This window comes from Pseudonocardia sp. N23, from assembly GCF_002583555.1.
Classification (GTDB): domain Bacteria; phylum Actinomycetota; class Actinomycetes; order Mycobacteriales; family Pseudonocardiaceae; genus Pseudonocardia.
In genome coordinates this window covers 16,646-28,553 of sequence record NZ_BEGX01000149.1, presented here as the reverse complement: position 1 = coordinate 28,553, position 11,908 = coordinate 16,646, and the positions used below count along the sequence as shown (strand labels likewise).

At 71.3% G+C, this 11,908-nt stretch carries 12 protein-coding genes; 8 read left to right on the top strand and 4 right to left on the bottom strand.

Annotation, left to right across the window (positions count from 1 at the left end; all coding sequences use genetic code 11):
• On the top strand, positions 1-391 hold a 391-nt coding region (locus TOK_RS34600; RefSeq protein WP_253258747.1), incomplete at its 5' end, for a methionine adenosyltransferase domain-containing protein.
• A gap of 111 nt (positions 392-502) precedes the next feature.
• Here the strand turns inward: TOK_RS34600 and TOK_RS30250 are convergent.
• The 4 genes from TOK_RS30250 to TOK_RS30235 all read right to left on the bottom strand — a co-directional run bounded on the left by TOK_RS30250 (position 503) and on the right by TOK_RS30235 (position 4,652).
• Positions 503-2,896 carry a cation-translocating P-type ATPase gene (locus TOK_RS30250; protein ID WP_172457873.1) on the bottom strand — a complete coding sequence of 798 codons (2,394 nt, stop codon included), beginning with the start codon at positions 2,894-2,896 and terminating at the stop codon, positions 503-505.
• Positions 2,896-3,888, bottom strand: coding sequence for a hypothetical protein (locus TOK_RS30245; RefSeq protein ID WP_253258746.1), 993 nt, complete (start codon positions 3,886-3,888; stop codon positions 2,896-2,898). Before TOK_RS30245 ends, TOK_RS30250 begins: the two co-directional genes overlap by 1 nt.
• A 60-nt stretch (positions 3,889-3,948) precedes the next feature.
• Entirely contained in the window at positions 3,949-4,158 is a 210-nt protein-coding gene (locus tag TOK_RS30240) for a heavy-metal-associated domain-containing protein (protein ID WP_098961409.1), read from the bottom strand.
• A 212-nt stretch (positions 4,159-4,370) separates the two neighbouring features.
• Positions 4,371-4,652 (bottom strand): metal-sensitive transcriptional regulator, encoded by a 282-nt coding sequence (locus TOK_RS30235; RefSeq protein WP_098961408.1) that lies wholly within the window; start codon positions 4,650-4,652, stop codon positions 4,371-4,373.
• Between the two features lie 311 nt (positions 4,653-4,963).
• On the opposite strand from TOK_RS30235, the gene TOK_RS30230 reads away from it, so the two are divergent.
• Genes TOK_RS30230 through TOK_RS30200 form a run of 7 tightly spaced genes read left to right on the top strand, consistent with a single transcriptional unit; the run spans position 4,964 to position 11,887 of the window.
• Positions 4,964-5,314: an NADH-quinone oxidoreductase subunit A gene (locus tag TOK_RS30230; protein WP_098961431.1), complete on the top strand. Its 351-nt coding sequence runs from the start codon at positions 4,964-4,966 to the stop codon at positions 5,312-5,314.
• A gap of 38 nt (positions 5,315-5,352) precedes the next feature.
• Positions 5,353-6,639 (top strand): hypothetical protein, encoded by a 1,287-nt coding sequence (locus TOK_RS30225; protein ID WP_141566625.1) that lies wholly within the window; start codon positions 5,353-5,355, stop codon positions 6,637-6,639.
• A gap of 4 nt (positions 6,640-6,643) precedes the next feature.
• A complete protein-coding gene (locus tag TOK_RS30220) occupies positions 6,644-7,585 on the top strand; it encodes a complex I subunit 1 family protein (RefSeq protein WP_098961406.1) in 942 nt (313 codons plus the stop codon).
• Complete coding sequence (locus TOK_RS30215; RefSeq protein ID WP_098961405.1) at positions 7,585-8,142, top strand: NADH-quinone oxidoreductase subunit J; 558 nt, start codon at positions 7,585-7,587, stop codon at positions 8,140-8,142. The genes TOK_RS30220 and TOK_RS30215 overlap by 1 nt, the downstream gene beginning before the upstream one ends.
• Positions 8,139-8,444 (top strand): NADH-quinone oxidoreductase subunit K, encoded by a 306-nt coding sequence (locus TOK_RS30210; RefSeq protein WP_098961404.1) that lies wholly within the window; start codon positions 8,139-8,141, stop codon positions 8,442-8,444. Before TOK_RS30215 ends, TOK_RS30210 begins: the two co-directional genes overlap by 4 nt.
• Before the next feature lie 8 nt (positions 8,445-8,452).
• Positions 8,453-10,357, top strand: a complete 1,905-nt coding sequence (locus TOK_RS30205; protein WP_098961403.1) for a proton-conducting transporter membrane subunit — start codon at positions 8,453-8,455, stop codon at positions 10,355-10,357.
• A 12-nt stretch (positions 10,358-10,369) separates the two neighbouring features.
• Positions 10,370-11,887, top strand: a complete 1,518-nt coding sequence (locus TOK_RS30200; protein ID WP_098961402.1) for a NuoM family protein — start codon at positions 10,370-10,372, stop codon at positions 11,885-11,887.
• Positions 11,888-11,908: the final 21 nt, after the last annotated feature.

Sequence of the window (11,908 nt, the reverse complement as noted above, 5' to 3'; positions counted from 1 at the left end):
CCGCCACGGCGGCGGCGCGTTCTCCGGCAAGGACCCGTCGAAGGTCGACCGCTCGGCCGCCTACGCCATGCGGTGGGTCGCGAAGAACGTCGTCGCCGCCGGCCTGGCCGACCGGATCGAGGTCCAGGTCGCCTACGCCATCGGCAAGGCCGCGCCCGTCGGCCTGTTCGTGGAGACCTTCGGCACCGAGCACGTCGACCCGGCCCGCATCCAGGCCGCCATCGACGAGGTCTTCGACCTGCGCCCGGCCGCGATCGTCCGCGACCTCGACCTGCTGCGCCCCATCTACGCCCAGACCGCCGCGTACGGCCACTTCGGCCGCACCGACGTCGAGCTGCCATGGGAGTCGACCTCCCGCGCCGACGCGCTGAAGGTTGCCGTTGGCGGTTGACCAGGCCTCGCCCGCGCCGCTCGACACCGGACGCAACCGAGGCGAGGGGCGGCTACCGCCCCTCGCCTCGGGCTTGCCCTGTGCTGGGTGCTGTTGGTGTCGCGGGCCGGCCTACTCGTCGACTGCGCGGAACTGCCGCAGTCGCAGGCTGTTCCCGACGACGAACACCGAGCTGAAGGCCATCGCGGCTCCGGCGAGCATCGGGTTGAGCAGGCCGAGGGCAGCCAGCGGCAGGGCGGCGAGGTTGTAGGCGAACGCCCAGAACAGGTTGCCCTTGATCGTTGCGAGCGTTCGTCGCGACAGCCGGATAGCGTCCGCTGCGGCGCGCAGGTCGCCACGGACCAGGGTGATGTCGGCGGCCTCGATCGCCACGTCGGTGCCGGTGCCCATCGCGAGTCCGAGATCGGCCTGCGCGAGCGCAGCCGAGTCGTTGACCCCGTCGCCGATCATCGCGACGACCTTGCCCTGGGCCTGCAGATCCTTGATCACCTGGAGCTTGTCGCCGGGTAGCACCTCGGCGATGACATCGTCGGGTGAGATGCCGACGTCGCCGGCAACGGCATGGGCGACGGCCCGGTTGTCCCCGGTGAGCAGGATCGGGGTGAGCCCGAGTCCGCGCAGCCGCGCGATCGCCTCGGCGGAGGTGGTCTTGACGGTGTCGGCCACCACCATGACTGCCCGCGGCTGCCCGTTGACGGCCACGGCGACGACGGTGCGCCCCTTGCTCGCCTGTGCCTCGACCAGAGCGGCGAGGTCGTCGGGCAACCGTTGGCTCCACTGTTCGAGCAGTGCTGGCCTGCCGGCCAGCACTGCGTGCCCCTCGACGACGCCGTACACGCCAAGGCCCTCCACGTTGACGAACTCGTCCACCTCGGGGAGCTCGCCCACCCGTTCGCGTGCCGCGCGGGTGATCGCTGTGGCGACGGGGTGCTCGGAGGCGTTCTCCAGCGCCCCGGCCAGCCGCAGGACCTCGTCCGCGTCGGACGTGCCAGATCCGTCGATGCCGGATTCGTCGGGGTCCGATGCGTCGTGGCCGGCGGTGTGCACGGCGAGCAGCGACATCCGGCCGGTGGTGACGGTGCCGGTCTTGTCCAGGACCACGGTGTCGACCTTGCGGGTGGACTCCAGGATCTCCGGGCCCTTGATGAGGATTCCCAGCTGCGCGCCGCGGCCGGTGCCGACCAGCAGCGCGGTCGGCGTAGCAAGCCCGAGCGCGCAGGGGCAGGCGATGATCAGTACGGCGACCGCGGCGGTGAACGCCGCCGCCGCGCCGGCGCCGGTGCCCAGCCAGAACGCGAGGGTGACTGCGGACAGGGCGATCACGATCGGCACGAACACCCCGGAGATGCGGTCGGCCAGACGCTGGACGGCGGCTTTGCCGGTCTGGGCGTCCTCCACGAGCTTGGCCATCTGAGCGAGCTGGGTGTCCGGGCCGACTCGGTGCGCCTGCACCACGAGGCGGCCGCTGACATTCACGGTGGCTCCGATGACCTCGTCTCCGATGACGACTTCGACCGGCACGGACTCGCCGGTGAGCATGGACGCGTCGACGGCGGAGCTACCCTCGACAACGGTCCCGTCGGTGGCGATCTTCTCCCCGGGGCGGACCACGAAGCGGTCACCGACCGCGAGCTGCCCGATGGGGATGCGTTCCTCGGCCCGGGTGCCGTTCCGACGTTCGCGCAGAACGGTGACGTCCTTGGCGCCGAGCTGGAGCAGGGCGCGCAGCGCGGCGCCGGCGCGGCGCTTGGAGCGGGCCTCGAAGTAGCGGCCGGCGAGGATGAACGTGGTCACCCCGGCGGCGACCTCGAGGTAGATGTTGGCGGCCCCGTCCGAGGGGCTGATCGTCAGCTCGAACGGATGGGTCATGCCTGGGATGCCGGCGGTGCCGAACAGCAATGCGTACAGCGACCATGCGAACGCGGCGAGGGTGCCCAGCGAGATCAGGGTGTCCATGGTCGCGGCGCCGTGGCGCAGGTTCGCCCACGCCGCCCGGTGAAACGGCCAGGCCGCCCATACGATCACCGGCGCGGCCAGCGCCAGCGAGATCCACTGCCAGTAGGTGAACTGCAGCACCGGGACCATCGCCATCGCGATGACCGGCACCGACAGCACGATGGAGGTCAGCAGCCGCTGCCGCGCGGCGCGCAGTTCCACCGGTTCGACACCGCTCTTGTCGACCTGTCCGGAGCCGCCCGGCTCCTCAGCCAGGCTCGGCGGCTCGGGAAGACGGGCGCTGTACCCGGCGGCTTCCACGGCGGCGACGAGCTCGTCGGGGGCGATCCCGTCCGGTGCGGTGACCTTGGCCTTCTCGGTGGCGTAGTTGACCGTGGCCGTTACGCCGTCGATCTTGTTGAGCTTGCGTTCGATCCGGTTGGCGCACGACGCGCAGGTCATGCCCGTGATCGCGAGCTCGACGTCGGTGACGACGCCGCCCTGCGCGAGGGTGGCCGGGTCAGTGGCCGCCGTGGTAGCGGCCGGCGGGGTGTGGCTGGTCGTGGACATCAGTGGCCGCCCTCTTGCGCCGTGCGGGCGTGGGTGGCGGTGTGGGTGGCGGCGGCTCCGCTCGCCGTGTCCGGTGCCAAGGTCGGTGGGCCGGTAGGCACAGTGAACTCGGCGGTGTGCACCGTCCCGGCGTGCTGGAAGTCCAGGAACAGCCGGTAGTCAGCGGAGGAGGGAACCTCGGCCACGAACCTGATCTGCGGTCCGGCGGGAGTGCGCCCGTCATCCGGGCTGCCGTCGGGGTGGACGTGCAGATAGGCCAGGTCGGTGGCGCGGAGGGCGACGAGGTGTCCGTATGCGCCGAGGTAGGGCTGCAGGTCGGTGACCGCAGCGCCGTCCTTGGTGACAGTGAGCGTCAGAGGGGACGCCTGCCCGGCAGTCAGCTCACCGTCGAGGCGGACCTGGTAGCCGTCAATCTCGGCAAGGCGACTGGTCTCGTGGACGACCGGAGCGTAGGCGCCGGCCACGGACAGGTCCACGCCCAACGTGGTGGCCGGGCCACCGGTCGGGGTGAAGTCCGCGAAGGCCCGGTAGACCCCACCCGCAGGGGTGTCGAGGCGGGCGTGCCACGTGCCGTCCGGGTCCATGGTCGGGTGCAGATGCTGGTAACCGGTGGTGTCGCGGCGCACCACGATCAGATGCAGCTGCTTGGTGTGCTCCTCGTCGAACGCGGTCACCGCCGTCCCGTCCGGGCCGGTGATGCGGAAGGAGAGGTCGTTGCTCGTTCCCGCGGTCAGCGTCGAGACGGTGGGCGTGAGGGTGTAGCCGCCCCTGCTCGACGCCAGCCCCGCGGGCTGGTCTGCGGTCTCCGGGACGGCGCCGCTGTGGGTGTCCCCGTGCCCGGCGTCCTCGCCGCCGGACATGCCCTCGTGGCCGGCCGCGCTGGCGGTGGCAGGAGAGCGGAGAGGACCGACAGCGGTTCCGGTCGCGTACGCCCCGAGTGCGAGTAGGGCGAGCGCCGCGCCGTAGGCGGAGAGCTTCGCAAGAGTGTTCATGATCCGTCCCTTGCTGTGGACCCCCGACCGGAGATGACGGGGGCAGGTGTGGGTATGCGGCTATGAGGCCACGAGCTGGTAGCCGGCCTCCTCGACCGCGGCACGCACTGCGGCCGGGTCGAGCGGGGTGTCGCTGTCGACGGTGACCGCTCCGGTGGGCAGGTCGACGGCGACTGAGCGCACGCCGCGGACTGCCTCGAGTTCCTCGGTGACCGAGGCGACGCAGTGTGCGCAGGTCATGCCGGTGACGGTGTAGGTGCTGATGCTCATCGCAGAGGTTCCTTTCTCGCTGTGCCGAGTCCCAGGGCAGGACCGGTTGGCGCTTGTTTGGGGCGTGGCGGCTGGTCTGGGCCGCATTGATTGCCGCAGCACAACCAGGCAGCTGACGAGTCGTCGCTGCCGGCGTTGTCTGCTCTCGAAAGCTGAGGTGCAAGCTCTGTCCGAGACCGGTCGACAGAGCTCAGGCAGTGAAGTGTCGGGGATCAGGACTTGACGAGGCGCGCGATCGCGGCGCTGGCCTCGGCGACCTTCTGATCGGCCACGGCGCCGCCCTGGGTGACCGCGTCGGTCACGCAGTGCTTGAGGTGCTCGTCGAGCAGGTTCAGCGCTACGGCCTCGAGGGCCTTGTTCACCGCAGAGATCTGGGTGAGCACGTCGATGCAGTACTTGTCTGACTCGATCATCTTCGTGATGCCCCGAACCTGGCCCTCGATCCGGCGCATCCGTTTCAGGTGTAGGTCCTTGGTATCGGCATAGCCACTCATGTCGCCTCCTCGCCGCAACGATACCCTAGGGGGGTACCGTACACAAGGCCAGCGTTCCATGTGGCGATTGCCGCTCTACCTGCCTGCCTGGCGACCGGTTTTGCCACGGCATGGTGACCGGCGACAGTGCGGACAGATGCAAGCCGCGCGGATGTAGACAACCGCGGATGTAGACAACACGGCTCAGGCCTCTGCGCCAGTGGCTCGTCTTCGCCTGTCTTGGGTGCGCCGGGGTTTACAGTGCAGCTCCGATGCCCCACTATGCCCTACCGGGGTATGGGTATGTGATGGAGCGCGCGGAGGAGGTGCGGATGAGCGAGTACCTGCCGGTCCTGGTCACACTGGGGGCGGTGCTTGTCCTCGTCGCCGCGCTCTACGTCATGGCGGCGGTTACTGCGACAGCTCGTTCGGCGTTGGACGTCGTGCCGTTTGCCGGTGGGCTGCCGCCGGCCCAGCACGCCTTCTCCCGGTTCCACGTGCGCTGGTACCCGGTGACCATGGTGTTCCTGGCCTTCGACATGGAGATGATCTTCATGTACCCGTGGACGCTGGTGGTGTCGCGGGTCGGGCCCGCCGCGGTGATCGAGATGTTCGTCTTCCTCGGGATTCTGGTTGCCGCCGTCGTATACGCGTGGCGTGAAGGTGCGCTGCGATGGACCTGAGCTCATGGCTGCGGCGGTACGCCGCCGGACGGCCACACGTGCTGCTGGTGGTCAGCCGCGGCGGAACGGGGGTCCGCCTGGCTCTCGAGGCGGAGCTGTCCCGCCGCGGCTGGCCGATCGCCGCAGGGCCGGCGGACGCGGACGTGTTGCTCGTGGCCGGGGCGCCCGGTCCGGAGCTGGGCTCCGCGCTCGACGCTGTGTGGGCGGCGATTCCCCAGCCTCGCACCCACGCCACCATCCTCGACGCCGCTCGCGTCGCGGTCGAGCTGGATCGGGCTGCGGCCGAGCTCGTCGCCGGCCATCCCATGACTGGCCCGCTCCCTAGCCAGACGACGGTGGATGGTGGGCCGGTGCGCTCCGGAGAGGTCACAGATCGTGACGACGCGCCCCACGTCCACCGCAGCGCCCACGGCGAGCACAGTGATCACACTAAACACGCCGGTCACGGCGGCCACGGCGAGATGAGAATGCCCGGTGGTCTGCCGATGGCCGATCTAGGTCAGGACCGCGACGGTCTGACGCTCGATCAGCTGCAGGTGACGTTGGGCCCTGTCCTGTCGGATTGGCCGGCCGGGCTGGTCCTGGCGGTCGTGCTGCAGGGCGATGTCGTGCAACGAGCCCACGCCCGGCTCGTCGACGACCCGCTCAGCTTGCCGTTCTGGTCGTCCGACACACCGATGACCGATACCGATCGTGGTGATGCTGCGGACCCGAGCCGGCACGCGGCAGCCCGAGAACTCGACGCCATCGCCCGTTTCCTCGCGGTGGCGGGCTGGCCGGCGCCCGCCACGCGGGCCCGTCGCTTGCGTGACGAGCTGCTCGCAGGGGCTTCCCCGGAGCCGATGTGCGCCGCGGCTGAGGCGCTGTGCCGGCAGGTGCGCCGCTCGCGGACCCTCCGCCGGATGTTGCGTGGCCTGCCCCATGCCCTCGACCTGCTCACGGTCCGCCTCGAGGCTCTCGGGCAGGCCATCGTCGCGCTGCGGGGCCCCGCAGGGATGGCAGCGACCCCGGAAGAGCGCCGCCCCACGACCGTGTCGGCGGCGGCTCGCGAGCACGCGGGTAGCCCTCTCCGCTCTCGGCTGAACCTTGACGAGCTCGAGCGCCTGCTGGTCGGGACGGATCTCGCCACGGCGCGGCTACTCATCGCGGGTGCGGATCCCATCACCGATGAGGACTCCGACCGCACGGGCGGCAGCGCCCCGCACGCGGCAGCCGCCGTCCCAGCGAGGCGGCCCGAGCAGGCCGTCCCCGTCGGCACAGACGGTCGCGACGGGGAAGGCGAAGCACCCAGCGCCGGCCACGACAGCAGACACAGTCATGAATGAGCCGATGCCGATACCGGCACAGGTGACGTTGCCGTGGTGGTGGGCGCTGCTGTTGCCGCTGGTGCTCATCGCCGCGGCGTGGGCCGTCACTGCCTTCGACGCCGTGGTGACCGCGCGCACGACAGGCCGTCGCGGTGGGTTCGCGGTACCAGCGCGGGAGGTGGCGCGACTGTTGGTCGGGCAGCGTCGCCGCACGGTGGCCGCCGACCCGGTGCTGTGGCGGGCCGGGTCTGCGGTGTTGCCAGTGGCCGCGGTGCTCGCGGCAGTGGTCATTCCGCTGGGCGCCCGTCCGGTGGCCGACCTCGGGATCGGGGTCGTGTGGTTCAACGCCGTGGAGGTCTTGGCGTGGGCCGCGGTGTGGATGGCCGGGTGGGGCCCGAACAGCGTGTTGTCGCTGGTGGGCGGCTACCGGTTCGTCGCGCAGGGGCTGGCCTACGAGCTACCGCACATGTTCGCGATCATCACCGCCGCGCTGGGCGCGCAAAGCTTGCGCGTCACCGACATCGTCGCCGCCCAACACGACCTGTGGTTCGTGCTCCTCATGCCGGTGGCGTTCGTGGTCTTCCTGATCTCGACGGCCGCGATGGCGTTCTGGGGGCCGTTCGACGCGCCGGTCGCGGCCGATCTCGCCGGCGGCGCGGCCGCGGAGCTCTCCGGCGCTGACCGGCTGCTGTTCAGTGGGGGCCGGTGGATGCTGCTGACCACGGCCGCGGCAATGGCGGTGCCGCTGTTCCTCGGAGGTGGGGCCGGCCCGCTGCTGCCCGAATGGGCATGGGTGGTGGTCAAGACCGCCGCGGTACTGGCGGTGATGGTGTGGGCGCGGCGCCGGGTGCCACGGATCCGGATGGACCGCTGGACCGAGATCTCCTGGATGGTGCTCGTGCCCTTGACGCTGGCCCAGGCGCTGGTCGTGTCGATCGTCGTGCTTGCGCAAGGAGGCCTGTGATGACCGTGGCGTTCTGGGTGCTCGCAGCGGCAGCGGTGGTGTTCGGGTTCGGGGTGTTCCGGCTGAACTCGATGGCGCAGGTGACGTTCTCCCTTCTGGCCTCGTTCGTGGCCGTCGCGGGGCTGGTGCTGCTGCTCGGGCTGAGCTATCTGGGGGTGGTGATCGTGCTGATGATGGTCATCGAGATGGTCATCATGGCCGTCTTCATGATCATGTACATGATGAACCCGGCCGGGTTGATGCCGATGGCGATGTACCACAACAAGCCCGGCGCGATGGCGATCTCGGTGGGCACGTTCGTGCTGCTCGCCACGGGGATCCTGCTCGTCGACTGGCCCCGGCGCACCGGGGCCCCGGCCCCGGACCTGACCTTCGCGCTCGGCCGGTCGCTGATGGGCGAGCAGATGCTGACCATGATGACGCTCGGGATCACGCTGTTCGCCACGATCGTCGCGTCGGTGGTCCTCGCGACCGGACGGGGACGCTACGACCGGCTCGGCGACGACCTCGACGCGCCCCGGGCCGACGACCCACTCGGAGGAGGTGTCGGGCGATGACGCTGCAGCTGTTCCTGCTCACCGCGGCCGGACTGTTCGCCATCGGGCTCTACGGGGCGCTGTCGCAACAGTCGATCGTCATGTTGATGATGGGCCTGGAGCTGATGCTCAACGGCGTCATCCTCGCTGCGGCCGCGTGCTGGTACTTCCTCGCCCCGGGCGGGACCGAGGGCCAGGTCCTCATCGTCGTCGTGGTCACGGCGATGGCCGTCGAGATGGCCGCCGGGTTCGCCGTGGCCACCGCGATCTACCGGGCCCGCCAGGTCGACATGACCGACGGCGCCGCGGACCTCAAGGGCTGAGGCTGCTCGTGCTGCTGTGGTGGCTGATCGCCGTTCCGCTGATGGCCGGTGCGCTGCTCATAGCGGGCGGGCGGCGGGTCGACCCGCTCGCGCCCGGCCTCGGCGTCGGCGTGTCCGCGGTCGTGCTGGCCCTGGCCGTGGCCACCGTGCTCACCCGTCCGGTCACCGACGCCGCCCTGTTCGCCGGCATCCGGGCCGGGTTCGCCGTCGACGGGCTCTCCGCGGTGCTGGTCCTCACCGTCGCCGGCGTCCTGGTGGCGGTGCTGGTGTTCGCCGCAGGGGAGGCGCCGCTGCGCACCGGCCGGTTCACCGGCCTGATGCTGGTCTTCGCGGCGGCAATGCTGGCCGCGGTGACCGCGACGGGTCTGGCGCCGCTGCTGATGGCCTGGGAGGTCATGGGCGCGGCGAGCTGGGCATTGATCGGCTACCACTACCGTGACCCGGCCGCGGTGCGCGGCGCGCACACCGCGTTCCTGACCACCCGCACCGCTGATCTCGGGCTCTACCTCGCCGCCGGTGCGGCGCTCGCCGGTGGCGTCGGGGCGTTGAGCTTCGACGACCTACCGGCCGCCGGCGGAGGCTGGCGGGAGCTGCTGGCGGCCGGGGTGGTGGTCGCCGCCCTGGGCAAGTCCGCCCAACTTCCGTTCAGCTTCTGGCTCTCTGGGGCGATGCGCGGCCCCAGCCCCGTGTCGGCACTGCTGCACTCGGCGACCATGGTCGCCGCCGGCGCCTACCTGCTGCTGCGGCTGACCCCACTCCTCGGCTCGGTCGGCTGGGCCGGCCCGCTGGTGGCCTGGGTCGGGGCGGCGACCGCGCTCGGGCTGGGGCTGGTTGCGGTGGCCCAGCGCGACCTCAAGCAGCTACTGGCCGCGTCGACCTGCGCACAGCTCGGCTACATGATCCTCGCCGCCGGGGTCGGCGGCACCGGTGCCGGGGTGCTGCAGCTGGTCGCCCACGCCGCCACGAAGAGCCTGCTGTTCCTGGCTGCCGGGGCGTGGCTGAGCGCGCTGGGCACCAAACAGCTGGGCCGACTGGACGGGGCGGCTCGCCGGTTCCCATTCGTCGGAGTGGTGTTCACGGTCGGGGCGCTGTCGCTGGCCGGGCTCCCGCCGCTGTCGCTGTCGGTCGCCAAGGACACCGTGCTGGCCGCCGCGCTTGCCGCACCGGGCCCGGACGCGGTCGCCTTGTACGCGGTGGGGCTGGCCGGTGCCGCCGTGGCCGCGGTGTACAGCACGAAGGCGCTGTGGTTCGTGTGGCAGCCCCCTCACCGGCACCCGGCGCAGGTCGCAACCGGTGCGGTCGCCCAACGGTCCGGACCCGCCTGGCCGGCCGACGACGAGCCCCACGTCGGGCTTGAGCAGGCCCCGACCGGGCAGGTGCCGACCGTGTCCGGGCCGCCGTTGGTCCTGCTGGCGATCGGGGCGGCCACGCTCGGGGTCCTCCCGCTGCTCGGCAGCGGCATCCTGCGCCCCGAGCCCGCGCCGCACTGGTGGGAACTGGTGATCTCCGCGGTCGTCGCGGCCGCCGCGGCCGGGTGGGGCTGGCGGGCCGCGGCACGGCTGCCCGCTGCTGGGCTGCTCGCCCGCTGGTTCGATCTCGAACGTGCCGCCCATGTGCTGATCGTCGTGCCGGTGCTTGGCGCCGCCATGGCCCTGGCGCGGTTCGACGACCGTGTCCTCGACGGCGGCGTCGACGCCACCGCCCGGGCCACCCTCACCGCAGCGCGGCTGCTCGACCGCCGCGGGGAGCCCGCGGTCGACGGTCTCGTGCGGGGTGTCGCCGAGGGCGCGCGGGCGCTGGGTCGGTGGGCCAGGCGCCCGCAGACCGGGCAGCTGCACCAGTACTACGCCCAGGCCTCGGTGGGGTTCGGGGTGCTCGCCGTGCTGGCCGTCGTCGTCCTCGTCGTGTCCTGAAGGAGGACAGCGGTGCTGTCGTTGATCGTGTTCCTGCCCGCCGTGGCGGCGGCGTTACTGGGCGCCCTGCCGGGACGGCTACCGGCCCGGATGTTCATCGGGACCTGGATCGCTGTTGCGCTGGCCGACCTCGCCCTCATCGTCACCGCGTGGGCGCGGCTGCCCGCAGCGACCGGGCCCAGCGGCTACCAGTTCGAGGAGCGGTTGGCGTGGATCCCGTCGGCCGGGATCTCCTACCACCTCGGCGTCGACGGGTTGTCGCTGCCGCTGTTGGCCATGACCGGCGTGCTGTTCCTGGCGTGCGCAGTGTTCGCGCTGCGCGAGACCCGACGCGTCAAGGCCTACGTGTTGTTGTTTCTGGCCTTGCAGACGGTGTGCCTGGGGCTGTTCGTCGCGCTCGACCTGATCCTGTTCTTCCTGTTCTTCGACCTGTCGATCGTGCTCATGTACTTCGTGATCGCCGGCTGGGGGCACGGCGAGCGGGCCCGGGCCACGGCGCTGAAATTCTTCCTGTACACCTTCCTCGGGTCGCTGGCCCTGCTGCTCGGGTTCATCCTGCTGTTTCTCGCCGCCCGGCCACACACCTTCGACATCGTCGAGCTCACGGCGGCCAACCCGCTCGTCGCCGGCGGCCCCTACGCCGGACTCGCCCTGCTCGCGATCGGGGTCGGGCTGGCCGTGAAGACCCCGACCGTGCCGTTCCACACCTGGCTTCCTCCGGCACACACCGAGGCCCCGGCCACCGGATCGGCGATTCTGGCGGGGGTGCTGCTGAAGATGGGCACCTACGGCTTCGTCCGGATCGCGATGCCGCTGCTGCCGGCCAGCTGGCGGCAGTACGCCCTGGTCGTGCTGCTGATCGGGGTCGTGTCGGTGGTCTATGGAGCGCTCGTGGCCCTCGCCCAGACCAACCTCAAACGCATGATCGCCTACACCTCGGTCAACCACATGGGCTATGTCCTGGTCGGGGTCGGCGCCGCCGGGCTGCTCGCGGCAGGCGACGTCCAGGCCCGCACCCTGGCCACGACCGGCGCGCTGGTGCAGATGGTGTCCCACGGCCTGATCACCGGCGCGTTGTTCCTGCTCGCCGGGGTCCTCTACGACCGCGGCCGCACCTACGACTTCGCGGCCTGGTCGGGACTGGCCGCCCGAACTCCCCGCTTCGCCGCGCTGTTCGCGATCGCCGCGTTCGCCTCGCTCGGGCTGCCCGGCTTCTCCGGGTTCATAGCCGAGTTCCAAATCTTCACCGGCTCCCTGCCCGCGGCCCCGGTCCCGGTCGCGATCGCCGTCACCGGGATCCTGATCACGGCGGCGCTGTTCCTGGTCGCTCTGCAGCGGCTGTTCCTCGGGCCCTGGCGCGCCCCGGACGCTCCCGGCGCCCCGCGCCCGCTCGCCGATCTACGTCCCAGCGAGCTCGTCGCGATCGCGCCGCTGCTGGCGCTGGCCACCCTCATCGGGCTCGCGCCCCGTTTCCTGCTCGACCTCGTCGAACCCGCCGCGGCCGCCGTCAACGCCCTGGTCACGCGATGACCCGCCTGCACACACCCTGCC